Source organism: Streptomyces sp. 11x1, assembly GCF_032598905.1.
Taxonomy (GTDB): domain Bacteria; phylum Actinomycetota; class Actinomycetes; order Streptomycetales; family Streptomycetaceae; genus Streptomyces.
This window is the reverse complement of record NZ_CP122459.1, coordinates 24,990-46,994: the sequence shown is the minus strand read 5'-3', so window position 1 is coordinate 46,994 and position 22,005 is coordinate 24,990. Positions and strand designations below refer to the sequence as shown.

Sequence of the window (22,005 nt, the reverse complement as noted above, 5' to 3'; positions counted from 1 at the left end):
GGGCGCGACGGTAGCAGCGTCACCGGCGGGGGAGGAGGGCGTACGGGCGTAGAGGCACGCCGATCACCTGCATGACGAGGCTGCGGTGCGCGGCGTGCAGGGTGCGGACGGCGGCCCGGGTCAGGCCAGGCTTCGGCGGCTGGACGCCGGCGCGCTCGCGGCCGGGCTTCGTCGGGATCCACAGGTAGCCGGGGTCGGTGCCTTCCAGGGCCTTGGTGATGCCGGCGCGGACGTCGAGCCAGCGGCTCAGGATCTCCACGGTGTGCCTGTCGAGCGGGTGGTCGAATTCGGCGATCGTCACGACGGGGACCGGGCGGCGCTCCAGGTCGACGTCGGTCACGTTGAGTTCGTGGAGCCGGGGCACGGAGCGGCCTGTGGCGGCGACGAGGGCGGCCACCGCGGCGGTGCGGATGGCGGTGGCGGCGTTGGCGCCGGTGGGCCGCCGTACGGCGAGGGTGCGCAGCAGCTTGTAGGCCTGCTCGGGCTCCAGGCGGTCGCCGTGCCCGGTGAGCGGGTAGGCGCGTTGCAGCCCGGATAGGCCGAGGTGGTCGACGAAGGTGTTGTACGTCTGGATGCGGGCGCGCTGGGAGTCGTACGCCGCGGCGGCGTCCGGGCCGGTGAGGGTGTTCCGGCGCCTGGTCTCGCCGGCGTCGGCCGCGTCGAGCCAGGAGTCCGTGCGCTCGGGCTCGACGAGCTCTTCGGCGGTGAGGGAGGCGGTCTTCTCCTCATTGAGGACGTGCTCCAGGAACTCGGTGAGCAGCGTGCCGCGCAGCCGTACGGTCTCGTCGGCGTACCCGGCATTCTGCTGCGCCGTCATGAAGGCGCCGATCGCGGCGAGAGCGTCGGTGGTGCGCGGGTTCGGCTGGGGCATGGCAGACAGCGTACGTAACCCGGTTCCTGTCACTCGCCTGTTAACTCTTCCCCGAGATGGTTGCCGCCCGGTCCCGGGACGGGGAATCTGGTGAACGGCCCGAGACGAGAGCACCTCTCGAACGGGAGATCCGTTTCACACATCCCCCAAGCCGGGGTGAAGTGGTGTACGGAAATCTAGGAGCGGCTCCAAAGCGCGCGGTGAGCGCAGTGAGCTTCCTCTTCCACCAACCACTCCCGACAAGGGGCTACTTCGTCATGCCTGTGAAGCACCGTGTCTGTGTCGTCGCCTTGATTGCCGCCATCGTTCTCGGGCTCATCCTTGCCGGTTGTTCGCCCCAGGTCGCGGTGACGGTGGCGTCCGGGATCGTTCTGGTGGCACGGGAGGTGTGGTCATTCGGCGGATCGCCCCGTGAGCGAAGGCCCGAGGCACCTGCTGCGGGCAACGGAAAGGAGTCGGACCATTCTGGATAACAGCAAGAAGCGCAGCTTCTCCCCTCCCCCGGCCAGCTACAGGTCTCGTCTCGGTCCGTGTCGGACCAAATCGGTACGTGCAGGCCCGATACGGTCCTTGTGCGACCCCCGGGCGACCCGGGACGGGGCCTGAGCCCCGCGGAGACCTTCCGTGCTTCTTGCTGTTATCCGGGGTGCGTGCTTGGTCGGCGCCCGCGGGAAGCTGTCCACCAGACCCCCGGGGGCGCGTCACCCCCTACAGACGGGCCCCCTCGGCAGGCGTTACACCTCGCCTGCCGAGGGGGCCGGGCCACGACGGCGCCGGTCGTCAGCCCTGCGCTTGGGGACGGCAGTGGCTGCACGGGCTCCATCGTGGCGGTACGGCGTCGGCCGGGTAGGACAGGACGGGCGCCCCCTGCCATCCCTGGCGGAACATCTCACAGGTAGGCGAGTGGAAGAAGTCACTGGTCACGGTGGTGATGACCTCGTTCTCGTCGATGGCCCATGTGCCGGGACGCATCATCCGGCCGTACTGGTCCTTCCGGAGGCCGGCGTCGATACCGCCGTCTTTGCGTCCCCACCTCGTGGTGGTGCTGATTCCGCAGGCTTCGGCGAACTCGTAGACGTCGAAGTTGGGATCCATGTAGCCGAGCACCTGCGCGGTCACCCACATGACGTTGGTCTTCAACGTCATGGTCTCCTCCGGCTTCAGCTCCCCGACGTTGTGACTCTTGGGGTCCGTAGTCCGGTTGTGGCCTGCGCGGTCAGCCCTCCATGGGGCATCGCGCCAGTCGTGATTGCGGATCTCCGCAGCGAAATCTCGGGCGATACGAGAAAGCGGCACTTCATGTCCTTCCGTCGGACTTGATGCCCCGCCCCCCGGTTTGGGGCGGAGACATGCATTCCGACACTGTACGCCCCTTTTCTCCCCTAGGCAAGGCCCTGGCTCACTGGCTCTGCAGCTTGGCGCGGGCCTGCTCCAACTGCTCCACCGTGATGGCCCCCGTGTCCGGCAGGCCTGCTTCCGACCATGCGGCCTGCGCCCGGGGGATGGCGCCGCTGGCGTCGTCGGTGAGGATCTTCTTCGCGAGGTTCACGGCGATGGCGCCATCGCCCAGGTCCATGAGGTGGGCGAGCATACGGACCTGCTTGGTCGGGGAGGCCTTCTCGTTGTACCGGAAGACCAGCACCCAGCGGCCCTGCAGGACGCGGGCCCGCTCGATCAAGTCGCGGCCGCGGTCGGTCTCCTGCTGCTCGGTGCGGATGTGCTCGGTGTCCCCTGCCGGGTTGCGCAGGGTCAGCAGGCCTCGCCGGCTGGACTCCTCGATCTCTACCTTCTCCAGGAAGGCGACGAACCGGGATGCGCTCTCCAGGCGGCTGATGTCCTGTGCGGCCTGCTGAGCGATCAGGTGCAGGTCGACGGTGAGGGCGTGCACGCGGCGACCCCAGACGGGTTCCTCGCCGGGCGGGCAGGGGCCGGCAGCGTGCGCGGCGGCAATGACGAGGCTGTAGTCCACGCCCCCATCATGGCCGCCGCCGCTGACAGGGCTCGGTCAGCCCAGCGCCTTCAGGATTCGCCGGAACCGCAGGATCCGCAGGAGGCCGCCGCTGATGTACCAGGTGAAGGAGTCACGGGTGGGGGAAGGCGTGTTCTGCCACAGGCCGATCACGACCTTGCTCTTCTCGGAGAGCTCGTACAAGGCGGCGATCTGCGCGTCTGTGAGCGCTTTGGGGGTTGAGGAACAACCGAGTCGGATCGTGCGGCTACGGGCCCAGCGGCGCGATACCGCGGATAACAGGGCTGCTTCACGTGCCGTCCGCGGCTCGTCTCGGCAGGTGGCGCCCCGCGCTCCCGCAGATAACAGCGCATTATCTGCGGTGCGGTGATCACGGAGCGTACAGGCGCACGATCTGACGCCGATGTTCCTCAACCCCCGCTTTGTTCACCGTGTAGATGAGGCGAGGCATGGGCCAGTCCCTCCTTGTGGTCGTAGCAGCGTACGGGCGACGGACGACCAACTGGCCTTCCTGTGGCCGCGCCCGGCCCGATGAGGGTGTCGAGACCTTGCCGCCGCGGTTTCGCTTCAGGTGGTTGCTGATCTTGCTGTCGCGCGCGTACGGAAGGGGGCCCACCCGCTTCGGGTGAACCCCCTTCCACTGAGCGGAGGAGCTATCGGGACTGGGCCAGCCAGATCAGGTAGGCGGTGACGAAGCCGCCCACACCGGATCCGGCCCCGTAGGCCACCCCGAGTACGAAGCGCCGACGGATGGCCTTGCGGCTCCGGCGCCAGGAGGCTTCGGCGCGGTCCCGCTTCCGCCGCCACCAGACCACGAGGCGGTTACAGCCTCGGGCGGGGCCGCCATCCCCCTGCGACATGGGCTTAGCATGCATGGTGGTACTCCATTCATTCCGCGAGTGTCTGGAGATCGCTGGAAGGGCCCCGCCGTCAGCACGGTTTCTCAGGCCAGGTGCTGACTTTGGGGCTCTTCTGCTCTTCGAGCCTACTCGGCCTTCAGGGCGTCGAAGGTGCACGTCAAAGGAAGTTGAGGGACCGTCAGATACCTCCTCCTTCAACCTGAGCTTCTGCGAACCACATTGAGCTATGTAACGACTTCATTACAATGGCCGGAGTCCTCGACTCCGGTCGCCCGAACGGCCAATTGCCCCGTTTCGCGTTTGGTCGCACGCCCTGGCACCTCTCAACGCCCGTTGCCCGGACGACCTGTTGGGCGCGTTTCGCGTTTGATCGCATGCCCGGTAGACGGTCGACTCCCCGGAGGCGTTACACCAGCAGGCCGCCGCCGCGGCGGATGATCGGGTCCGGCTCGTACACGGCCAGGAGAACGGCCTCGGCCCGGTCGGGGCTCTTCATGCCGCGGGCGCGCATCGCCTTCTTCGACTCGATGACCGTGTGTCCGCCGCTGTTGTACTGCAGCTTCGGGGTGGTGAGCTGGATTGCGGCGTTGCGGTCGGTGCGCAGCCGGAGCCGGCCGACGCCGGTGCCCGGGTCGGGCTGCAGGAGCGCGCGGGTGGCGAGCCACATCTCGTCGCGCTTCTTGAAGGGCCGCATGACGGCGCCCGGGTCGTCGTGGCCGGGGGACTCGGAGACCATGACGCCAACGATCTCGGCGCGGTGCCGACCGTTCTCCGCCCAGGTCTTGAGCATGCCGACGGCACCGTGGCCCAGGCCGTTCTGGTCGATCTTGACGCGGACGGGGGCGGTGGAGCCGAGGGCGTCGGCCAGGCGCTGCGCCTGCTCGATCTCCTCCAAGATCCGCTGGGCGACCTTGACCTGATTGTCGTTCTCGCTGCCGCTGGAGTGATGGCGGTGTTCGATCGCGTCGCCGACGCACCGGTAGATCGTGAACTCGTCACCACCGTCGGCGGCGACGTCGACACCGAGGCGGACCCAGGCGCCCCGCTTGACGGTGTGGGTGGCGGTCTCGCCCTTCAGACCGAGGTCGCACAGGCGGACGTAGCCGGGGCCGGTGGGGTCTTCGACCTGCTGGGCGTACTCGACCCACAGCGTTGGTATCGCCTTGCCTCCGCCGCCCTTGGGGAACTTGGCGTGGACCTTGGCGATCACGTACGGATGATCTTCGCCGTACTCGCGCAGGGTGCGGTCCACCCAGTCCTGATCGGGGAGGTGGATGGCGAGGGAGTGCTTGGGAACGCCGTCGGGGCAGTCCCGGCAGTACGGGACGCGTTCGCCGGTGATGGCGGGGCTGTCGAAGGTCGCGATGGGGATGGTGATGGTGGTCGGCTCCTCGGGGTCCTCGCCTTCCTCGCACAGCAGCTCGAACCAGCTGCGCGGGTCGTCCATGGCGGGGTTGCCGATCGCCAGCATCTTCGCGTCGCCGGTCAAGAGGTTGTTGGTGCCGTTGCCCACGGTGCGGGCGATACCGCCGGCCTCGTCGACGATGATCAAGAGCTTGGGCGTGCCGTGGATGCCCTGCATGGCCGCCTCGTCGTGCTCCGGGGCGGAGAATCCGTAGGCGACCAGGACCTCGTTGCCGTAGGCGTCGGGGATCTTCCACTGGGTCGTGTCCGCGCGCCCGGGGAGCCCGGCGCGGGCGATCGTCTTTCGGATGTGTGGCCAGAGCTGGTTTCTGACCTGGCGGAATCGTGTCGCCGTGGTGACGATGACCATGGTCCCGGCGGGGTTCACGCACCCGGCCCACGCGCACAATCTCGCTGCGATCCACGTCTTGCCGACGCCGAAGCCTGCGGGGACGGCGATGCGTTTGGCGTCGAGGACCGAGTCGACGATCTGCCGCTGTTTCGACCAGATCGTTTCGCCGAGAACGTCCTCAATGAAGCCGCTGGGGGTGTCGGCCCACAGTCCGAACCGTGAGCCGACGGCCCGTTCCACTTCGCGCAGCAGGTGAGGGAGTTCAGCGACGCCGACGTGCTCTTTGAGGGCTTGGCGGCGCAGGCCGGCGGGGGCGCGAAGGAGATCGTCGGCGAGCCGGGCGGCGAGATTCGACTTCACCCCGGGTCGGCCGCCCACTGCGGCGGCCTGTGTCACGGCGGTGGGCCGGGACGGTCGGCGCGGGGCGGCGGTTCGCATGTGGCGCACCGTGCAGGCCGGAGGGGGTTTGTGTCCCGGCCCGCACGGTGCGCGACGCCCGGCGGTACGGACGGGGGAGCCGACCGGGCGGCCGGCGGGGTGTGCCGCTGCGCTCGACCAGGGGGGAGGGGTCGGGCGCCGGGCGGGTTACCGCCGGAGATTAGGCGTTCGCCGACCGGTTGGAGCGGACCGGTCGGCGAACAAGCTGGGCACTCGACGGGAGCAGTGCAGGCTCCCATGGAGATCGGTCGAGTGCTTCACATCTGGGGAGACGTGCCAGGGGCCCGGAGTGTTACACGGCCGAAGGCTCGAAATTCTCAGGAAGAATCTCGTTTCTGCACAGCGCGGACCTTGGCCCGGATCGAGTCGATGTGCAGGCCGGTCTCGTCGGCAATCCTGCGCATGTCCCAGCCGGGCCGGCCGTCGAGCTCGGCTGCGGTCTTGTTGCGGATGGCGGCCGCGGTCAGGTGGCGGGAGCGTGCGGCCGCGGCCCTGCGGGCAAGGTCGGGCAGGCGCTCGGCGGCGTCCTCGACGAAGTCGATGTCCGCGGCCTCCGCGGCGGCCTTCTTCTCGTCCTCCGCGGGCAGGCGTCCGGTCTTGCGGTCCAGGCCGAGCGCGACACGGCGCAGTTCGTCGAAGGCGTTGCGGGCGACGCCCATCGCCTTATCGACGGCGCGGGCCCGTGTGTAGAACTCCAGTGACAGGGCGCAGCGGTCGCGTTCGGCGGCGACGACAACGTGCTCCGCGTCGGCGTCCCGGGCGATGCGGGAGGCCTTCTTCAGGCGGGCGCCCAGGTCCTTGATCTCGTCGAGCGCGGCGCGGACCTCCGCGACGGCCTCGTCCTTGACGGTCTTGAAGTCGAGCCGTTCGATCTTGACGCTGTCGCCGGGGAAGAGCAGGTCGCGGACGACGCGGCGCCTCCCGAGGAGGATCGCGTGCTGGGTGGCGACCTTCGGGAGCTTGGTGGCGGCGTCCGGAACGAACGGCACGTTGGCGGCCCGGCCGTGGTCTGCCCACTCCCGCGCCGGTGGAAGGGGCGTGGCGTCGTCGAGTCCGAAGGCGGTGCGGACGGTACGCCGCTGGACGTCGCGGGTGCAGCCGGCGGCCTCGTGTACGGCCCGCGGCCGCTGGTAGATGGCGAGGGAGATCATCAGCCGGTCGCGTTCCGGCCGGACGACGGCGAGCTCATCGAGGATCTGCCGGTACAGCTCGTGGGCGTGGGCGCGGCGCTCCTGCAGGGTGGGGATGGCGTCGAGTTCGGCCTTGAGGGCGTCGGCGGCATCCTGGCGGATCTTGTCGAAGTCCGGGCGCTGAAGCTCGGGCGCGTCGGGTGCCACGGTGTTGGGCATCACGGTCTCCTTGCCTGCTGTCCCAGTAGCCGCCGGCGGGCGGGCTGGAGTCGGAGGCTGGGGAAACCCCACGCCGTACGTTTCGGTGAACCGTACAGTACGAATGCCCGGGGTGCAACGGCGGGTCAGCGCCAGCGCAGAGAGATCACCCGGGCGCCGGTTCGTACGACGATGCCGCAGCGGTGCGGATGCTGCTGTGTGCCGGTCATGAGCCATCCGGTCCGTGCCCCGCCCGAGGTCATCCACCAGGAAAAGCCGAAGGCTCGTCGGGCGCGCTCCCTGGTCTCCTGCATCCTGCGGGGCCGCTGGTCGGCCCCGGACTGCGGTGCCCGCGACGGCGCGGGCTCGAGAACGCGGACACGCCAAGTCTTCGGATGGATGTGGTTGGTATTGATCTTGTTTCCCTTCTTCTAGTTCCGTTGCGGCCTGAGGGACATCGCGAGTGCGGGTCTGGCGTGCACTGCGTCTTCGGGTACAGCGCAACTCCGGAGTGCGGCTTCACCGCAACTCCGGACTTACGCTCTACCGCAACTCCGGTGCGACCTGCGGAAACGTGGCAACTTCACGCGTTGGATGACTCGTTGAGCGGGCTACGGATGCTGCGGTCACCGCGGTTCTGGTGCCGTCGGGGAACAGGGCGTACTGGCGGCCGTCGGGGTAGAGCACGGTCATCTCCGTGGGCAGCATCGGCCGGCGAACCTTCCACCCCTCGCTGTACGACTCGCGCGGGTGGTCTTCGAACCACATGTTGCAGTCGTGGCAGGCCGTGAGCAGGTTCTGGGGGCGGTTGATCCACTCCTCGCGTGACGAGCCCATCCCGCGGTTCACCCGGTGGTGGATCGTCAGGCGGCGACCGGATCCGCAACGCACGCAGCGGTGCTTGTCCCGATCGAACACGGTGGCGCGGACGTCGTCGCTGGGACCGGTACGGCGGCGGGATGCCACGGCAGGTCTCCGTTCTGCCCGGACACGCGGCCCCGGCGGGACCTTGGGAACGGCGGGCGTGGCGGGATGCTGTGCGCGGCTGACTGCTTGCGTCACTCGCTGTCAGAACAGCGCCGTCTGGCTGTCGACCTCCGCGACCCAGGCCAGGCACTTGGGGAGGTTCTTGTCGGGCCCGAACGCCACGTAGGTGCCGTCGGCGCTGTCGCACCCGATGGACGCCGCGTACCGCAGGCGCTTCAGGGAGTTCACCCGGCCCATGTGAACGCCCATGCCCCGTCGCTTCGCCTCGGCGGCCATCTGCCGCGCCCCGGGGCCGAGTTTCCAGTCCGTGGAACCGGCCAAAAACAGCACGTCGAAGTCGTCCCAGGGGATCGGCAGGTCTTCGGCGCCGTCCTGGGCTGCAAATGCGGCCGGATAGCCGAGAGCGCGGATCCGGGGGAACCAGGGCGGCGACTCGGCGAGAGTGGCAGCCGCGTCCATCGGCACATCGGGAGCGACCGCGAACAGGCAGTCACCTGCCCGGTCGGCGAGACCGGCCAGCCAGCGGATCCACGCGGCGTGACCTGGCCAGCCCTTCCCAAAGCGGCCATTGTCCGCCGCCCATATCTGCCCCGGCGGGAGGATGTGCCCGGACGCCGGCGTGTTCATCCAGGCCAGGCCCACCCTGTCCGCCATGGCCGCCCGGACCTGGGGCCCTGACGGCGTGGTCAGGTACAGCACCGTCGCTCAGCGGGCAGCGATGAGCCGCCGGGCCCGGATGGCGCGCATGGTGAGCACCGCGGCGACCGGGACGGCGACGGCCCACGCCTTGCCAACGAGCTGTCCGGGCACCTGTGGCCACACCGGGAACCCGGCCAGGTGCAGGAACACCACGGTGTCGAGGAGGGCGCCGAACAGGGTCGCGGGTACGACCGCGCGGACCCAGCCCCGTTTACGCAGGGGGGTGTAGACGGCGGTGTCAGCGAGCTCGGAGATCAGCACGGCGCAGCCGGAGGCGAGCGCGACGGCCGGAGCACTGGTGAGCGCGGACAGCAGCGATCCGAACAGCACGGCCACGACGACGGCGTACCGGCCGAGCTGGTCTTGTACGACGTTGCGCAGCATGAGCGCGCCGCCTGCGGCGACGGTGCCGGCGGTGGCTGTCTGCCCGAAGCCGACAGGGACGAGCCCGTAGTGGGAGGTCGCCCAGTTCGCAGCGATCAGGGCGGCGACGTACCCGACGATCGCGAGGACGGCGCGGTGTAGCGCGGTCACGGTGCAGTTCTCCGTTCTGCCCGCCGCGCCGGGCCCGGGTGGGCCGTTGGGGTGCGCGGCGGGCGAGCGGGACGATGCACTCGGGCCGTGGCTTACGTCGCCGCGTCCGCCTCGTCCTCGTCCTCGTCGTCGTCCGGGGCCGGGTCCTCGTACGCGGTGCGCAGGGCGTCGAGCAGCGTCGCGATGTCGGGGGCGCTGGTGTACTCGATGCTCAGGGTGGCCAGGCCACCCGGGAGAACGGAGACTTCCCACTCGGCGGCGTTGGTCTCGTCGGTCCAGTAGTAGACGCCCTCGTCGGCCTTACGGACGCCCAGCTCAGCGCCGTCGAACCAGCCCAGTCCGAACACCTCGTCGAGAGCCTGGCCGGCGACGGACTGTGGGACGTTCTCGAACTGCAGGGTCGCCTGCATGAAGTCGTCGATGCACACGTAGCCGGAGGCCTTGCTGTCCTCGTCCTGCCAGTGCAAGCGGGTCTCGCAGCAGCCGGTGGGGCTCTGCATGACTTTCAGCGACGGGAACGCGACCTGCATCATGTCCGCGGCCGACGTCTGCAGGTCCTCGAACTCCTGCTGCCAGTCCTTGATGGCCTGTTCTACGTGGGGCAACACGGTCTCCTCCGATCCGTCCGCCCCGCTGGTGCGGGAGTGCAACCGGGAGAGCGGGGCGGAACCGGGGGAGGCTGCCGGCGGCCGCAGCCTTGCGTCGCCTCCTACCTGCGGCGCAGCATCCGCCGCAGGGTGCGGGCGGGCCTGTCGTTCGTCCGGGTGCAGGACGGGACGTTAAGCGGTCCGCCCGCCGACAGTGCGCGGCGTCCGGGGCGCAGCAAGGCGCCCCCGCCGTGAAGGAGCCCCTCTGTGGCCGCGTACCCGCCCGTCGAGCCGAAGCAGGCCCACCCGTTGAACCTGGGCTTCACGATGACGCTGATCGCGTTCTCCGTGCAGGTCATGTTCAACTGGGCTGGCGTCCCCCAGGAGCACGGGATCGGCTACTGGGCGGTGGCTTCCCTGCTCCAGTGGGGCACGTTCACGCTGGCCGGATACGGCAACAAGGCGCTGATCGTGTTCGTCCTCGTCCCGTTCTTGGCCAACTGGGCGCTGTGGGCGGCGCTGCTCCCCGCGGCCGTAATCGTCCTCGTGCGGGTCGTACGGCGTGCGCGGATGCTCGCGCAGACGGACAAGACCGCGCCGCGGCGCGGCCCCCGCCCGGGTCTGTGGACTGGGCTGCAGGCGTGGGCGGGATGGAGCCGGTGAGCGACCCGGTCCGGCTGCACCTGGTGCCCGTGCGGCAGCGGGACGCGAAGGCTTTCGTCACCGCCTGGCACCGGCACCATCGGCCGCCCGCGGGCAGCGTGTTCTGCGTCGGTGCGGCAGACGACGCCGGCGTTCTCCGCGCGGTCGCGATGGTCGGGCGGCCCGTGGCCCGCATGTACGACAACGGGCAGACCCTCGAAGTCACCCGCACCGCCACTGACGGCGTCCGCAACGCCAACAGCCTCCTGTACGGGGCCGCATGGCGCGCAGCGAAGGCGTTGGGCTACTCCCGGCTCATCACGTACACGCAGGACGGGGAGAGCGGCGCGAGCCTGCGCGGAGCGGGCTGGCAGGTCATAGCTCAGCGGCCCCCGCGCCGGGGCTGGAACTGCCCGAGCCGGCCCCGCACGTCGAACGGCAATGACCTGGTGGCCCGGACGCTGTGGGAGGCCCCAGACGCGCCGTGAGGCCGCACGCGCCGCCTACCGCCTGAACTCGTAGCGCCACGCTCCATCGTCGACGGCCCGCGCGAAGAACCCGTGCCTGTCCGTCATGGGGCCGTACGTGGCCATCGGCAGCGGCTCCAGGGGTGCCTCCTGCAGGTCCCGGTAGACCAACTCGGCTGACCAGTCGAGCGGCGGCACCAGGCGCAGCACCGGCGGCGGCTCGCTGCCCTTCGTGGTGACGCGCGCGCCGTCCAGGGGGCCGCCCACGCACTCGACAGTGCACTTTCCGGGCTGCTCAACCCACACAGGGACGTCGTCGAAGCTACGGCCGGCCATCGGGCGGCGGCCGCGGGAGGTCACGGCGTGCCGGAGCTCGGCGCGGGCACGGTCCCGGAAGCGCTCGCGGAGCTCCTCGGGGGCCGTCTCCCACAGGTCCGGCGTCACCGGCACCTGCACGAAGGCCAACTCGCGCAGGTCGGTGAGGATCTCGCAGTGCAGTGTCAGCAGGTCGCCCCAGCCCTGGCTCATGCGGCGGTGCCGCCGAAGAGCCCGCCGTTGCCCGATCCGGACGTCCCTCCGTCGCCGTCACTCGGCACGGCGGTGGGGGTGGGCATGGTGCCCCCGGTGGTGCTGCCGCTGTCGCACTCGGGGTCGAAGATGCTGCAGGCCGTACCGGTCGGGTCCGGGGGCATGGGCGGCGTCGACACCGGCGGGGTGCTCGGGTCGGCCGACTGCTCCGACGTCGGCGGGGTGTCCGGCGCCGTGGTGCTGCTGTCACTGCCGCCGAAGACCGTGAACGCGGCCAGGACGGAGCCGATGACGACCAGGGCGACGCCGACGACCAGGGCGACGGTGCGGCGGGAGGGGGCGGACTCGGCCATGGTGCGGGGTTCCTTCCGTTGGGTGATGGGGCTGCGGACCGTCTCGGGTGCGGGAGCAGGGTCGGCTGAGCGCGGCTGGGGGTTGGGGCACAGCTCGCAGCCTGCGCACAGGCCGAGGCGCCACCGGCACTCGCGGGCGGTCACCGCTTGCTCAGGGAGACCCGGGGCGGCGCGGCCGGCGCCTTCGGGACGCTGGGCGCCTTCGCAGCGGGCGCCTTCGGCTTGCTCGGGGCCTTCGGCGCGGACGGCTGCTTCGTGGCCGTCGACGAGCCGGAGTGTCCGGCGGGCGGGGTCGCGACACCATCAGCGGCGGGGGCGTGGCCCCGGGACGTCGACGTCGAGCAGCGGTGCGCCCTGTCGTCATCGTGCTCTGCGCCGATGAGGAACCCGAACAGACCGACCAGGCCCAGGAGCAGGAGGAACAGCACGAACAGCCCGACCAGGAACTGAGGGGTCGGGCGGTCGTCGTACGAGGAGCGGAACACGGCGGAGCCTTCCGTCGGCGGAGTCAGGTCGCCGGATGCTGGAGGGCCCTCACGCCTTACGTCGCGCGCTGCCTACCCTCGTAGGCGTGAGCAGCAGTGATGAGCCGGAGCAGGCGCCGCCGTGGCGGCCCGAGCACGGGCCGAAGCCGACGGTGTGGACGTGGCCGCCCGGGGACCGTCCGGGGCTGCTCGTGTGGGCGAACGGGAACTGGCGCTACGTGGCAGTGACCGCGCGCCACGACTACGCGGACGGCCGGTTCGCCTACCACATGGAGATCGACGTGGACGGGTCGACGTCGGTGAAGCACCGGGCCTACTGGTGGGACCCGGAGGGCGGCCGGATGAAGCCATTGCACGGCACGCGCGGCGCGCAGCCGAGTACCGAAGCGCAGGGGCACGGGGGTTTCCCCCGCGCCCTTCACCGGTCGGTCAAGCCGCCTGCACAAGCTCGGGAGCTGGCACGGCGCCCTTCGCGTGCTTGAGTGCCATGCGCGCCTTCACGGGGTCCGGGCACTGCGCCCAGTGCTTGTGGCATGAGACGGCGGCCGCCGCTTCCCGCAGCTCCGCCCACAGCCGGTCGTACTTGGCGGAGTCGGCCGCATCCCAGCCGTCCGTGGCCGGACGGCCGGGATGCGGCGGCCGCCCCCGATCGTCGACAGGCTCCCAACCGGGATGAGGTTCCCGGGACCACGGCAGTCGGGCCTGATGGGCGCGTAGCTGGTCCTGCAGCGTGGCGAGGCGCAACTGGGCGGCGATCAGGTCCGGCGGGAACTGCAGCGGGTCGAACGGCTCGGGCTCGGGCTGCGCGGGCGTAGCGGCGGGGTCGGGGGCGTCGGTCATGCGATCGAGCGTAATCGGCCACACCGACAGTCCCGGCGGTCACATGAGGCGCTGGTGAGGCGCGTCGTCGTGGTGCATGTCGCCGGGGAAGCGGCCCCACCGATCGGGCCATAGGACCTGCCAGACGGGCGGCTGCTCGCCCAGTGAGGCGCGCATGCCCGGGAAGTCGCTGGTGTCGCTCACGGGCCGCAGACGGACCGTGTAGCCGATCAGGACGTCGTCGAGCTCCAGGCCGTCGACGGGGTCGAGGAGATCGGTCACGAGCTGCGCGGCGGCGTTGTTCAGGACGCTGCAGGCGAGTTCGGCGGGCAGGGCGGTGCAGGCGAGTTCGTACGCGCGGCCGGGCCGGACGCCGAGCCCGACGGTGTACGCGAACGGCGGGTCGTCGCCGTCGGCGTCGAACACCCACAGCACGTCGTGACTCTGTGCGGGCACGGCGGTGCGGATGTCTTCGGGCCGGGCGTCGGGCGTGATGCGGTCCATGGGGCGTTCCTCGGGCCAGGGGGACGGGTCGGGGGCAAGACAGCCGGCCGTCGCGGCTACCGTCCACGGCTGGCCCGGGGCGCACCTACAGCAGGCGCTGCCCGTTGATGCCGTTCGAGTACGCGGGATCGTCCGGGAAAAAGCCGTTGGGGTCGGCGATGAGGACCTGCAGGGCGGGCGCCTTGTGCTCGTACAGGGCGTGCGACAGGACCAGGAACGACGAGTCGTCGGCGGGGCGCAGCTTCGCCGTGTAGCCCTGGACGTCGAGGAGGATCATGTCCGGCTGGAGAAAGGCGCCGGGGATGGACCACAGCCGGTCGGAGACGTCGTTGAGAGCTCGGGCCGCCGCGCGGGGCGGCATGCCGATGATGGCGAGTTCGTAGCCGCTGGAGCGTTCTTCGGCGTGGAAGCCGACGGTGTAGGCGGTCGTCGGGTCGACCATCAGCGGGTCGCAGTCGGCGTAGACGGCGTGCCCGCACCGCTGGATCGTGACGGCCAGGGCGGCGAGGAGACGGTCATCGACGGGCGCGGCGGTGGTCATACGGCGCACCTCCGGGGTGTGAGCGGGAGCGGGAGGGCCTACAGAAGGGGCTGTTCGTCGTCGTGCTGGTATCGCGGGTCGCCGGGGAACCGGCCGAACGCGTCCGGCAGGAGGATCTGCCAGTACGGGCAGGTGGGGGCGGCGCCGTTGCTGCTGAAGCGGCGGGCGTCCCGCACGCGGTGCAGGCGCACCAAGTCGCCGTTCACCACCTGGTCCAACTCCAGGTGCTCGGCGGGGTCTGCGAGGTCGCGTCGGAGCTGCTCGGCCGCGCGACGGATGATGACCTGGGCGAGCGGGCCGGCCACCCCGACGCAGGCGAGTTCGTAGGCGCGGCCGGGCCGGTGGGCCAGGCCGACGCTGTACGCGTGGTAGGGCCCCTTGCCGTCCATGTCGTGAACGGCGACGACGGTGAAGTCCATCACGGGCACGCTGGGGCGGTTGTCGAAGTCGAGCGGGCTCATGCGGCTTGCCTCCGGTGCTGGGCGGGGCGCGGGTGGGGAACGGACTGCAGACGCCGGGCCGGGGATGCGGGGAGCTGGCCGGCCGCCTGGTCGAGCCAGGACCGGAGCGCAGCGACGTCGCCGAGTCCGGCGGCAGCGAGAACCTGGCACGCCTCGTCGGTGGTGGCGATGCCGGGCAGGATCGTGGGCTGTCCGGGCGCCGGGCGGGTCCCGGTGGCGGCGGCCAGGTCCCGCAGGAACCAGACGGCACGGCCGTCCATGACGCGGGCGCGCACGGGGGCGTGCTGGTAGTGGAAGACGCGGGTGACCGGGAACGGCGCGGACGGCGCCGGGCGGGCCGTCACCGGGCCTGCTCGTACGGCATGGGGTGCTCCTCGGGTGCTCTCACTGCGGAAGACGTGACAGGCCGGTGATCCGCTACGCCCCGGGCGGGCCGGGAGGGGTCAGACCAGGGACCACTTGCCGGTGTGCTCGAACTCGCCGGTGGACAGATCGACGACCAAGTGGTCACCACCTGCCGGGTGGTCGGAGCGGGAGTAGTCGGCGAGCAGCGCCCGGTACCGGTCGGCCTTGGCTCGCCAGTCGTCGTCTTGGTGGTCGTCCTCCGGCCACTCGTACGGCTCGACCGTGCCGTCCGCGCGGTGAATGAAGATCTCGTCGTCGTGCCAATACACGCCGTCCTCGTATGCATCGGTGACGAACTCGACCTTCACGGCGCGCGGCTCGGGGTCGTCCGGGCCGCCGGGCTCGCACAGCCAGCGCAGCAGCTCCAGCAGTTCGGCCTTGCCCCGCCGGTCCCCCTCGTCCATGAGCACGTTGGCGAGCGCGTACAGCTGGTCCTGAGTCCAGTGGGCGACCATCGCGAGGGCGCGGCCCGGGTCGGCGAAGAACTCGGCGTCCAGACGGCCGGCCGTCGCCGTGGTGCTGGGGGCCAGGTCCATGCCGGACAGGGTGACGGCGTCGCCGGGCTGAAGCGGCGGTGTGGGGGCGGGCACTGCGGCCGGGGCGCTGCGGGTGACGGTGAAGCGCTGGACGCCGACGTCGACGGTGTTCACGGGTACCTCCGAGAGGGGGAGCGGGGCCCGGCCCGGGAGTAGGCCGGGCCGGGCGGAGCGGGAAGGGATCAGACGGACGGGCGGAGGGCGATACGCAGCGTGTCCCCGTCCTGGGGGTGCTCGAAGTCGCCGATCTCGACCAGGGCGTCAGCGACGGCCGTGCGGTCGAAGTCGACGTCGGGCAACTGGTCGACGGGGATGTCGCGGCGCTCCTCCCGCTCGGGGTCCTGGTCGTAGTGGAAGGTCGGGCCGTACGTGCTCCAGGCCGGGCCGTCGTCGAAGTCGTGCGTGATGCGGAAGCTGACCGCGCTGGGGCGGGTGTGGTCCGGGTTGTCGTCGAACCACTCGGTGAGGGCGTCCCGTAGGTCGTCGATCAGGTTCTTCGGGTACACGTACCGGCCGGGCGTGACGTCGTCGTACTGGGCTTCCGTCGGGATGAGCGCGCGGTCGGTGTGCCCGTCCTCGTCGCCGTCTGCGACCTGGCGGCGGGCCAGGTCGGCGGCCTCGTCGGCGGTCGCCGTGGGGAAGGTGGCGGCCCACCGGCCGAAGTGGTCTTCGTCGGTCTTCAGCTCGACGACGACCGCGTCGGCGTGCTCGCCGGGGAGGACTCCGGCGACGTACAGCGCGTCGCTGTGGTCGCAGCTCAGGCCGAACACGGTGAAGACGTGCTGGCCGGCCGCCACCTCGACCTGCGACGCCGGGCCGCCGACGTCCAAGCCGAGCCCCTCGAACATCTCGCCGACGGCCGTGACGAGGTCGCCGCCGTCCACCTCCCACTCCGGGTCGTCGCCGCGCAGGCGGCACCAGGTACGGAACAGGTCGGCGAGGGCGCGGCCGCTGGTGGAGATGGTCGGGTCGAAGGTGCGCATGGTCAGGGTCCTTCCTGGGGGCCGCGCCCCGTGGGTTGGGGCGCGGCGGTGCGGGAGTGGAGCGGCGCGCGGCGCCCCGGGCTGGCTGCCCCGGGGCGCGGCGGCGGTTAGGTGAGGGCGATGACGGCGATGTCGGCGGCCCGCGCTGGGGTGCCGAAGACGGTGATGGACAGGCCCGCCGGGATGTCCGCCTCGGTGGTGTCGCCCGGGATGATGCGCACGTTGTGGCTGATCACCTGGTCGGCCCACTTGGGAGGAACGTCGTCCCCGGTGACGCGGAAGCGCACGGTGCGGCGGTACGGGTCGGCGTCCTCCGGCACTGCGGGGAACAGGGCGTAGCGGGCCCGGCCGCCCGCGTCGGTCAGGGGCAGGGAGGTAAACGACTTCAGGGCCACGTCCGCCCACTTGCGGCGGGAGTCGGGCACGGAGGCGATGAGCACGTTCTCGCTGTCGCGTACGACCAGCGCGGCGTCGAAACCGGCGGCGTTGAGGCTGGACAGGGCAGCGCGGGCAAGGGTGTCGATGGCGTCGGACATGGGTTTCCCTCCGGTCGATGTGGTGGGGGCAGCCGGCCGTTCCGGGCCGGGCGGGAGCGCCCCGGGCGGTGGGGCGCTCCCGGGCGGGCGCTACTCGGCGCGCTCCTCGGCGTAGCGGTCCTCGGCGTCCCACACGGGGTACTCCCAGGCCCAGCCATAGGCCGTGGCCAGGGCGAGCAGGTCACCGACGAGGAACACCAGGGCGCGGACGTCGTCGACGACGTACGGGGGGAAGCGGCCTTCCGTGCGGGCGTGGTGCAGTTCGATCACGTCGCCCGGCTGCATGCCGTGCGCGTCGGTCGCGTGGTGGAACGCGTCGGCGATGGCGTCCGCCACGGCGGTGTGGATCATGGCGGCGGCCGTGGGAGCGTCCCAGCGATCGGCGCGGGTGAGGCGGCCGACGGCGCGCAGCGCGGCGCGGCCCGCCTTCGCGGACGGCTTCGGGGCGCGGCCCCCGGCGGGGTGGGCGCGGTTCGCGGCGATGGCGTTGACGGTGCGGGTGCCGGGGTTGTCGGCGAGGGAGTCGGCGACGTCGGCGGCGGCGTTGTACCGGCGCCACGGCTCGGCGTCGCCGATGAATCCGTGCTCCCAGATGTCGAGGTAGGCGGCGCGCGCGGCCTCTTCGGCGGCGACGGCTTGGGCGTGGGTGATGACAGGGCTCATGGTGTGCTGCTCCGTGCGCATGTCGTGGTCGTGAGGGTGTGGAGGGTGCGGGGCGGGAGCGGCTTGTGGCGCGCGCTCCCGCCCGGCGGCACGGGTCAGCGGTAGGCGCGGGGGACGTACTGAACGGTCATCGAGCCGGGGAAGGCGGGGACGCCCGGTGCGAGGGTCACGTAGCCATCCGGGTGGATCTGCGGGGTGGTGACGTCGAGCGTTGCCCGGTACCAGAGGGCGTAGGTGAAGGCGGTTGCGGTGGGGTTGGTGCAGATGGCCTTGGCGCTCGCGTACGTGATGGCGGAGTGACCGCCGACGATCAGGTCCCCGTGGGCCATCTCGGCGAGGGTGCTGAAGCGAACGGTGGAGGGGTCAACGCCGGTGGGGATCGGCGGGTTGGAGTCGTCGTCGTGGGTGACGATGACCGGGATGAACGCGGCAGCAATGCGCATGGGTGTGCTCCTTGTTCGTGTGTGGTGATCGGCGATTCGCTGTGTTCGCCTCATAAGGAAAACCATACAGCACGAACGGGCGAGGGTGGAATACCCCCGGACAACTTCCTGCACCCCCGCCCGTCCTGCTGGCCCGTCAGCCCGTCACGTCCCGGCCGGCCGCCTCCTCGCGTGCCCGCAGCCGGGCTTCCGCCCAGTCCCGGATGAGCGCGGCCCCCGCCTGCCCGGCGGCCTCCCCCGGCTGCGCCCCGTCCTCCAGCGCCTTCAGGTACCGGGCGGCGGTCACCTCCACGGCCACGGGCCGAGTGAACGCCTCCACTTTCATGGCGGGGTGGTGCCTTTCTGGTGTTGGGGCGGGAGGGGCTAGAAGAGGCCGTCCTGGTCGACGGGGGCGGCCGGGCGGCGCTCCGGTCCCCGGTGGCGGGGTACGGCCGTCTCGTCGCCGAACAGCGGCGCCGTGCCGAACTCGTCGGGCACGGCCGGGATGACGGCCGGCCCGGCGTCTACGTCCAGGCGCAGTGCGGCGTTCCGGTCGAAGTCGTCGGGGGTCATGCGCGTCCAGTCGCGCCCGTGCTGCTCGCTCATGAGCGGGTGGCTCCTCGGTGCGGGCCCGGGGCGCGGCGGCCCCGGGCGGGCTCTACAGGGGCAGGAGAGGGACGGTCAGGACGTCACCGGGCTCCGGGTGTTCGTCGCTGCCCTGGACCAGCTCCATCAGCTCGTCGTCGACGGTGGTCCCCGCGAAGTCGACGGTCTGCTCGAAGCCGTCGGCGTACCGGATCGTGGCGGTGGTCTCGTCCCACCCCGGGCCGTCGGGGTGCTTGGTGGTGACGGTGAACGTCGCGGCGACGGCCGGCTGTCCGTCGTGGTCGTACAGGCCGGACTCGCGCAGATGCCAGCGCAGTGCGTCGGTGAGCGCGATGTACGCGCGCGCCTGCAACTCCCGGTCGATGTCCTCGCGCAACTCCCACAAGGCGTGATCGGCGAGCGGGCGAAGGGCGTCGGCCGGGGTGAGGTACTGGGGGACATCCGTACCGGGCGGGTCCGGTAGCCGGGATCGGGCGAGGCGCAGCGCGGCGCGGGTGTGGGCGGTCATGCGGGGCTACTTCCTGGTGCGTGACGTACGGGCGGGCGCGCTGAGGATGGGAGGCCAGGCGGGCTTGCGTCCGCCCGGCGGAGGAATGGCCAGCTGCGACGTCAGCCGCTCGCGCACGGGCAGCGGGTCAAGCGCTCCCAGGGCACGCGCGGGTGCCAGTCGACGGTCCTCCCGTCGGCCAGGGCGTGAAGGTCTACCGGAGCGATCCACGAGAGGTCTTGGTACGCCAGCAGGGCAACGCGCAGACCGCCAATCACGTCGTAGCCGAAGGTGATCACTCGTTCGTTGAGAGTGTGCCGATTCTCGGGGGTGTCCGGCATGTAGGCCGTGGGCGCGAACAATCCACGGATCTCCAGGAAAGTGCCGTTCAGGAACCCCTCGTTCAGGCCCTGATGCTCGGCGAGCTTTGCCAGCATGGCGGCCCGGTCGCGGGCTATCTCGGCGTCGATGTCTCGCAGAATCTTCCGGTGCTGCTCGGGTGACATGGCTGAGGCCCTTCGGTGCTGGGGCCGGGGAGCGGCGGGCGCTCCCCGGCGGCGGGAGCGGGTATCAGGCGGCGGCAGGGAGCGGCGCGACGGGGCGCAGGTCGCGGACGCGCACGTCACTGGGCGGCTCGGTCTCCCACACGACGTAGGCCGTCAGCACGTTGCCCAGGTCGCGCCACAGGTCGACGACCGTCCCTCGGACTGCCGGCCGCCACGGCAGGGTCACCGTGTCGCCGTGGGCGAAGCCGTACGCCTTGCGGTCGTCCTCCACAAACTCGGCTTCAACGTGCCGGACGTGCGTGGCGGGGAGGGTGGTGGGCAGCCACTCGGCATCGAACCGCACGGTCACGGTGCCGTCGTCGGCGTCGATCACGGCCCCGTGGTGCGCGTAGCGGCGGGGCGCTGCCGAACCGTCGAGGATGCGTTCGGCGATCCGCTCGACGCGGTCACCGGGCCTGTACGTCTCCGGCGCCAGCCCTGCGGGGACGATGAGCACCAGGTCGTGGGGCGACCACTGGAACAGTTCGCCGTCGAGGCTGAGCACCTCCCAGCCCTGCGGGTGCGTTGCGGGCAGAGCGCGGTAGCAGACCTCTCCGACGTACCCCTTCGGCATCCAGCGGCCGCCGGGGTGCCCGTCGACGTAGCCGACGACGAGATCACCGGCGCGCACGTCGGCGGCAGGGGCGACGCGGACACGACCCGGGTCGACGCCGTTGGGTAGGGGGCCGAGGGGCTTGCCGGTGACGATGACGTCCCACAGGGGGAGGCTGACGGCGGTGGTCATGGGGGGCAGGGCGACGCCCATGGCGAGGTGTTCCTCTCGGGTCTGGGGCGGGGCGCAGCGCGCGGGGTGGCTGCGCCCCAGTGGGGTGGCCGGCCGTCCGGCCGGGGGCGGTGCGGTCAGCGGTGCGCGCGGGCGGGCGCAGACCCGTACGCCCCGACGGTGTCGTCCCGGTCGGCGTTGACGCGGACGGTCACGGCGGGTCGCTGCTGCGGGGCGGGGGCCGAACGGAGCGCGCCGAGAGACGCGGCGAGCGCGAGGAAGGTGAGGGCGAGCAGGCCGGCCAGCACGGCGGCGGCCTGTACGCGGGCGAGGATGCGGCGGGCGCGGGTGCGGTAGTGAGACATCACGGTTGGCTCCTGTCGCGGGAACGCGGGTGTGTGGTGCCGGGCGATTCGCTGTGATCGCCCAACACGGAAAACCATACAGTGCGAACGGAGCTGAGGGAAGGGCGCAGAGAAGTGCCGCCGCGCCCTGGGCCCGTGTCGGTCCGTCAGTCGATCTCGTCCGCCGGGACGCCGTCGACGCTGACCAGCTCCGCCCCGTCGGCCTCCCCGAGCGTGATGTGCCCGATGACGTGACCGTCGCGGGTGCGCAGGTCCACGTCGAAGTCCTCGTACTCGATCACCTCCAGCGCGTCACGCGCGGCGCTCTCGTCGGCGGCGTCCACGTGCACGGTGACTGTGCCGTCCAGGCGCAGCGCGAACCGGTGCCTGGCGGCCGGCCGCTCCGGCTCCCCGTGCGCCGTGACGACTGCCTTGACGTCGTCGCTGAGGGCAGTGGCAGACAGACCCTCGGCGCTCGTGTCGACCAGCGGTTGAGGCCCTTTGAGGGTGACCCACGGCTGTTCCGCGCCGAGCAGTTCGACGTGGTCGGGGAACAGCGAGGAGGCCGCGCTGGCGGGCAGGGGGTCACCGGTGTCGATGAACCACGCCCAGCCGTGCGCCGACTCGCCTTCGTCGTCGCGATCGGCGGTGACCGCGATGACCGTGCGCCCGTCGGCGGCCACGGCCCGGGTGAGCCAGTCTAGGGCGGCGGACACCTCCGCCGGGCTGAAGTGCATGTGGTAGTCGTCGCCGAGTCGGCCGGTGACGGCCAGGCTGGATCCGGTGGTCAGGTGCACGGCGATCGTCATGCGCGGGTCGTCCTCGAACACGGAGTTGAACGCGCCGACGAACAGGGCTGCGGCAACGGTCTCGGGCGCGACGGTGGGAGCGGGGGCGGTGGTCATGGCGGGGCCTTTCACAGTGC

The 22,005-nt window shown here is 71.2% G+C and carries 34 protein-coding genes; 3 read left to right on the top strand and 31 right to left on the bottom strand.

The features are described 5' to 3' along the window. Positions 1-19 precede the first annotated feature (19 nt). The 11 genes from P8T65_RS46725 to P8T65_RS46675 all read right to left on the bottom strand — a co-directional run bounded on the left by P8T65_RS46725 (position 20) and on the right by P8T65_RS46675 (position 10,047). Positions 20-871 (bottom strand): hypothetical protein, encoded by an 852-nt coding sequence (locus tag P8T65_RS46725; RefSeq protein ID WP_316732043.1) that lies wholly within the window; start codon positions 869-871, stop codon positions 20-22. A 780-nt stretch (positions 872-1,651) separates the two neighbouring features. After that, the gene (locus tag P8T65_RS46720; protein WP_316732042.1) at positions 1,652-2,017 is read right to left on the bottom strand and encodes a hypothetical protein; all 366 of its coding nucleotides are present in this window, start codon (positions 2,015-2,017) and stop codon (positions 1,652-1,654) included. Positions 2,018-2,270: 253 nt separating this feature from the next. Further along, positions 2,271-2,840: a hypothetical protein gene (locus tag P8T65_RS46715; protein ID WP_316732041.1), complete on the bottom strand. Its 570-nt coding sequence runs from the start codon at positions 2,838-2,840 to the stop codon at positions 2,271-2,273. Between the two features lie 36 nt (positions 2,841-2,876). Further along, a complete protein-coding gene (locus P8T65_RS46710; RefSeq protein ID WP_316732040.1) occupies positions 2,877-3,023 on the bottom strand; it encodes a hypothetical protein in 147 nt (48 codons plus the stop codon). A gap of 470 nt (positions 3,024-3,493) precedes the next feature. Further along, a complete protein-coding gene (locus tag P8T65_RS46705; RefSeq protein WP_316732039.1) occupies positions 3,494-3,700 on the bottom strand; it encodes a hypothetical protein in 207 nt (68 codons plus the stop codon). Between the two features lie 406 nt (positions 3,701-4,106). Further along, on the bottom strand, positions 4,107-5,894 hold the full coding sequence (locus tag P8T65_RS46700) for a hypothetical protein (protein WP_316732038.1): 1,788 nt from the start codon (positions 5,892-5,894) through the stop codon (positions 4,107-4,109). Positions 5,895-6,211: 317 nt separating this feature from the next. Next, positions 6,212-7,243, bottom strand: coding sequence for a hypothetical protein (locus P8T65_RS46695; protein WP_316732037.1), 1,032 nt, complete (start codon positions 7,241-7,243; stop codon positions 6,212-6,214). Between the two features lie 522 nt (positions 7,244-7,765). Beyond that, positions 7,766-8,188 carry a hypothetical protein gene (locus P8T65_RS46690; RefSeq protein ID WP_316732036.1) on the bottom strand — a complete coding sequence of 141 codons (423 nt, stop codon included), beginning with the start codon at positions 8,186-8,188 and terminating at the stop codon, positions 7,766-7,768. 102 nt (positions 8,189-8,290) lie between these two features. Then, complete coding sequence (locus P8T65_RS46685) at positions 8,291-8,863, bottom strand: hypothetical protein (RefSeq protein WP_316732035.1); 573 nt, start codon at positions 8,861-8,863, stop codon at positions 8,291-8,293. A gap of 51 nt (positions 8,864-8,914) precedes the next feature. Further along, the gene (locus P8T65_RS46680) at positions 8,915-9,442 is read right to left on the bottom strand and encodes a VUT family protein (RefSeq protein ID WP_316732034.1); all 528 of its coding nucleotides are present in this window, start codon (positions 9,440-9,442) and stop codon (positions 8,915-8,917) included. Between the two features lie 92 nt (positions 9,443-9,534). Beyond that, the gene (locus P8T65_RS46675) at positions 9,535-10,047 is read right to left on the bottom strand and encodes a hypothetical protein (protein WP_316732033.1); all 513 of its coding nucleotides are present in this window, start codon (positions 10,045-10,047) and stop codon (positions 9,535-9,537) included. A gap of 249 nt (positions 10,048-10,296) precedes the next feature. Between P8T65_RS46675 and P8T65_RS46670 the strand changes: the two genes are divergently transcribed. Together P8T65_RS46670 and P8T65_RS46665 are read left to right on the top strand one after the other, a co-directional pair. Continuing rightward, positions 10,297-10,692, top strand: coding sequence for a hypothetical protein (locus P8T65_RS46670; protein WP_316732032.1), 396 nt, complete (start codon positions 10,297-10,299; stop codon positions 10,690-10,692). Next, a complete protein-coding gene (locus P8T65_RS46665) occupies positions 10,680-11,159 on the top strand; it encodes an XF1762 family protein (protein WP_316732031.1) in 480 nt (159 codons plus the stop codon). The genes P8T65_RS46670 and P8T65_RS46665 overlap by 13 nt, the downstream gene beginning before the upstream one ends. Before the next feature lie 15 nt (positions 11,160-11,174). Here the strand turns inward: P8T65_RS46665 and P8T65_RS46660 are convergent, their stop codons facing one another. The 3 genes from P8T65_RS46660 to P8T65_RS46650 form a co-directional block, all read right to left on the bottom strand. Continuing rightward, positions 11,175-11,666, bottom strand: a complete 492-nt coding sequence (locus P8T65_RS46660) for a hypothetical protein (protein ID WP_316732030.1) — start codon at positions 11,664-11,666, stop codon at positions 11,175-11,177. Next, positions 11,663-12,019: a hypothetical protein gene (locus P8T65_RS46655; RefSeq protein WP_316732029.1), complete on the bottom strand. Its 357-nt coding sequence runs from the start codon at positions 12,017-12,019 to the stop codon at positions 11,663-11,665. Before P8T65_RS46655 ends, P8T65_RS46660 begins: the two co-directional genes overlap by 4 nt. 140 nt (positions 12,020-12,159) lie before the next feature. Beyond that, complete coding sequence (locus P8T65_RS46650) at positions 12,160-12,504, bottom strand: hypothetical protein (protein ID WP_316732028.1); 345 nt, start codon at positions 12,502-12,504, stop codon at positions 12,160-12,162. Positions 12,505-12,590: 86 nt separating this feature from the next. On the opposite strand from P8T65_RS46650, the gene P8T65_RS46645 reads away from it, so the two are divergent. After that, positions 12,591-12,986 carry a hypothetical protein gene (locus P8T65_RS46645; RefSeq protein WP_316732027.1) on the top strand — a complete coding sequence of 132 codons (396 nt, stop codon included), beginning with the start codon at positions 12,591-12,593 and terminating at the stop codon, positions 12,984-12,986. On the opposite strand, the gene P8T65_RS46640 is transcribed toward P8T65_RS46645, so the two are convergent. The 17 genes from P8T65_RS46640 to P8T65_RS46560 form a co-directional block, all read right to left on the bottom strand. Beyond that, entirely contained in the window at positions 12,934-13,344 is a 411-nt protein-coding gene (locus P8T65_RS46640; RefSeq protein WP_316732026.1) for a hypothetical protein, read from the bottom strand. The genes P8T65_RS46645 and P8T65_RS46640 overlap by 53 nt on opposite strands. 39 nt (positions 13,345-13,383) lie before the next feature. Beyond that, positions 13,384-13,827, bottom strand: coding sequence for a DUF4262 domain-containing protein (locus P8T65_RS46635; protein ID WP_316732025.1), 444 nt, complete (start codon positions 13,825-13,827; stop codon positions 13,384-13,386). 85 nt (positions 13,828-13,912) lie between these two features. After that, on the bottom strand, positions 13,913-14,368 hold the full coding sequence (locus P8T65_RS46630) for a DUF4262 domain-containing protein (protein ID WP_316732024.1): 456 nt from the start codon (positions 14,366-14,368) through the stop codon (positions 13,913-13,915). A gap of 38 nt (positions 14,369-14,406) precedes the next feature. Next, positions 14,407-14,829: a DUF4262 domain-containing protein gene (locus tag P8T65_RS46625; protein WP_316732023.1), complete on the bottom strand. Its 423-nt coding sequence runs from the start codon at positions 14,827-14,829 to the stop codon at positions 14,407-14,409. Then, positions 14,826-15,173 (bottom strand): hypothetical protein, encoded by a 348-nt coding sequence (locus P8T65_RS46620; RefSeq protein ID WP_316732022.1) that lies wholly within the window; start codon positions 15,171-15,173, stop codon positions 14,826-14,828. Before P8T65_RS46620 ends, P8T65_RS46625 begins: the two co-directional genes overlap by 4 nt. A gap of 99 nt (positions 15,174-15,272) precedes the next feature. Then, positions 15,273-15,884, bottom strand: coding sequence for a hypothetical protein (locus P8T65_RS46615; protein WP_316732021.1), 612 nt, complete (start codon positions 15,882-15,884; stop codon positions 15,273-15,275). 68 nt (positions 15,885-15,952) lie between these two features. Continuing rightward, positions 15,953-16,753, bottom strand: a complete 801-nt coding sequence (locus tag P8T65_RS46610) for a hypothetical protein (RefSeq protein WP_316732020.1) — start codon at positions 16,751-16,753, stop codon at positions 15,953-15,955. 107 nt (positions 16,754-16,860) lie between these two features. Next, positions 16,861-17,289: a hypothetical protein gene (locus P8T65_RS46605; protein WP_316732019.1), complete on the bottom strand. Its 429-nt coding sequence runs from the start codon at positions 17,287-17,289 to the stop codon at positions 16,861-16,863. A gap of 90 nt (positions 17,290-17,379) precedes the next feature. Then, positions 17,380-17,952 (bottom strand): hypothetical protein, encoded by a 573-nt coding sequence (locus P8T65_RS46600; RefSeq protein WP_316732018.1) that lies wholly within the window; start codon positions 17,950-17,952, stop codon positions 17,380-17,382. A 95-nt stretch (positions 17,953-18,047) separates the two neighbouring features. Further along, positions 18,048-18,395: a hypothetical protein gene (locus P8T65_RS46595; RefSeq protein ID WP_316732017.1), complete on the bottom strand. Its 348-nt coding sequence runs from the start codon at positions 18,393-18,395 to the stop codon at positions 18,048-18,050. Positions 18,396-18,531: 136 nt separating this feature from the next. Beyond that, entirely contained in the window at positions 18,532-18,720 is a 189-nt protein-coding gene (locus tag P8T65_RS46590; RefSeq protein WP_316732016.1) for a hypothetical protein, read from the bottom strand. A gap of 38 nt (positions 18,721-18,758) precedes the next feature. Next, the gene (locus P8T65_RS46585; RefSeq protein WP_316732015.1) at positions 18,759-18,980 is read right to left on the bottom strand and encodes a hypothetical protein; all 222 of its coding nucleotides are present in this window, start codon (positions 18,978-18,980) and stop codon (positions 18,759-18,761) included. 52 nt (positions 18,981-19,032) lie between these two features. Beyond that, positions 19,033-19,488, bottom strand: a complete 456-nt coding sequence (locus P8T65_RS46580) for a hypothetical protein (RefSeq protein WP_316732014.1) — start codon at positions 19,486-19,488, stop codon at positions 19,033-19,035. A gap of 101 nt (positions 19,489-19,589) precedes the next feature. Then, a complete protein-coding gene (locus P8T65_RS46575; protein WP_316732013.1) occupies positions 19,590-19,973 on the bottom strand; it encodes a hypothetical protein in 384 nt (127 codons plus the stop codon). A gap of 64 nt (positions 19,974-20,037) precedes the next feature. After that, positions 20,038-20,757 carry a hypothetical protein gene (locus P8T65_RS46570; protein WP_316732012.1) on the bottom strand — a complete coding sequence of 240 codons (720 nt, stop codon included), beginning with the start codon at positions 20,755-20,757 and terminating at the stop codon, positions 20,038-20,040. Between the two features lie 116 nt (positions 20,758-20,873). Then, positions 20,874-21,101: a hypothetical protein gene (locus P8T65_RS46565; RefSeq protein ID WP_316732011.1), complete on the bottom strand. Its 228-nt coding sequence runs from the start codon at positions 21,099-21,101 to the stop codon at positions 20,874-20,876. A gap of 146 nt (positions 21,102-21,247) precedes the next feature. Beyond that, positions 21,248-21,985: a hypothetical protein gene (locus P8T65_RS46560; RefSeq protein WP_316732010.1), complete on the bottom strand. Its 738-nt coding sequence runs from the start codon at positions 21,983-21,985 to the stop codon at positions 21,248-21,250. Positions 21,986-22,005 lie beyond the last annotated feature (20 nt).

Excerpts from the sequence above, each read along its gene's own strand:
- P8T65_RS46695 (WP_316732037.1), bottom strand. The coding sequence starts at position 7,243 with ATGCCCAACACCGTGGCACCCGACGCGCCCGAGCTTCAGCGCCCGGAC.
- P8T65_RS46610 (WP_316732020.1), bottom strand. The coding sequence starts at position 16,753 with ATGCGCACCTTCGACCCGACCATCTCCACCAGCGGCCGCGCCCTCGCC.
- P8T65_RS46700 (WP_316732038.1), bottom strand. The coding sequence starts at position 5,894 with ATGCGAACCGCCGCCCCGCGCCGACCGTCCCGGCCCACCGCCGTGACA.
- P8T65_RS46580 (WP_316732014.1), bottom strand. The coding sequence starts at position 19,488 with ATGACCGCCCACACCCGCGCCGCGCTGCGCCTCGCCCGATCCCGGCTA.
- P8T65_RS46595 (WP_316732017.1), bottom strand. The coding sequence starts at position 18,395 with ATGCGCATTGCTGCCGCGTTCATCCCGGTCATCGTCACCCACGACGAC.
- P8T65_RS46600 (WP_316732018.1), bottom strand. The coding sequence starts at position 17,952 with ATGAGCCCTGTCATCACCCACGCCCAAGCCGTCGCCGCCGAAGAGGCC.
- P8T65_RS46560 (WP_316732010.1), bottom strand. The coding sequence starts at position 21,985 with ATGACCACCGCCCCCGCTCCCACCGTCGCGCCCGAGACCGTTGCCGCA.
- P8T65_RS46655 (WP_316732029.1), bottom strand. The coding sequence starts at position 12,019 with ATGGCCGAGTCCGCCCCCTCCCGCCGCACCGTCGCCCTGGTCGTCGGC.
- P8T65_RS46605 (WP_316732019.1), bottom strand. The coding sequence starts at position 17,289 with ATGTCCGACGCCATCGACACCCTTGCCCGCGCTGCCCTGTCCAGCCTC.
- P8T65_RS46660 (WP_316732030.1), bottom strand. The coding sequence starts at position 11,666 with ATGAGCCAGGGCTGGGGCGACCTGCTGACACTGCACTGCGAGATCCTC.
- P8T65_RS46570 (WP_316732012.1), bottom strand. The coding sequence starts at position 20,757 with ATGACCACCGCCGTCAGCCTCCCCCTGTGGGACGTCATCGTCACCGGC.
- P8T65_RS46725 (WP_316732043.1), bottom strand. The coding sequence starts at position 871 with ATGCCCCAGCCGAACCCGCGCACCACCGACGCTCTCGCCGCGATCGGC.
- P8T65_RS46585 (WP_316732015.1), bottom strand. The coding sequence starts at position 18,980 with ATGAGCGAGCAGCACGGGCGCGACTGGACGCGCATGACCCCCGACGAC.
- P8T65_RS46590 (WP_316732016.1), bottom strand. The coding sequence starts at position 18,720 with ATGAAAGTGGAGGCGTTCACTCGGCCCGTGGCCGTGGAGGTGACCGCC.
- P8T65_RS46565 (WP_316732011.1), bottom strand. The coding sequence starts at position 21,101 with ATGTCTCACTACCGCACCCGCGCCCGCCGCATCCTCGCCCGCGTACAG.
- P8T65_RS46685 (WP_316732035.1), bottom strand. The coding sequence starts at position 8,863 with ATGGCGGACAGGGTGGGCCTGGCCTGGATGAACACGCCGGCGTCCGGG.
- P8T65_RS46625 (WP_316732023.1), bottom strand. The coding sequence starts at position 14,829 with ATGAGCCCGCTCGACTTCGACAACCGCCCCAGCGTGCCCGTGATGGAC.
- P8T65_RS46575 (WP_316732013.1), bottom strand. The coding sequence starts at position 19,973 with ATGTCACCCGAGCAGCACCGGAAGATTCTGCGAGACATCGACGCCGAG.
- P8T65_RS46705 (WP_316732039.1), bottom strand. The coding sequence starts at position 3,700 with ATGTCGCAGGGGGATGGCGGCCCCGCCCGAGGCTGTAACCGCCTCGTG.
- P8T65_RS46665 (WP_316732031.1), top strand. The coding sequence starts at position 10,680 with ATGGAGCCGGTGAGCGACCCGGTCCGGCTGCACCTGGTGCCCGTGCGG.
- P8T65_RS46640 (WP_316732026.1), bottom strand. The coding sequence starts at position 13,344 with ATGACCGACGCCCCCGACCCCGCCGCTACGCCCGCGCAGCCCGAGCCC.
- P8T65_RS46630 (WP_316732024.1), bottom strand. The coding sequence starts at position 14,368 with ATGACCACCGCCGCGCCCGTCGATGACCGTCTCCTCGCCGCCCTGGCC.
- P8T65_RS46720 (WP_316732042.1), bottom strand. The coding sequence starts at position 2,017 with ATGACGTTGAAGACCAACGTCATGTGGGTGACCGCGCAGGTGCTCGGC.
- P8T65_RS46635 (WP_316732025.1), bottom strand. The coding sequence starts at position 13,827 with ATGGACCGCATCACGCCCGACGCCCGGCCCGAAGACATCCGCACCGCC.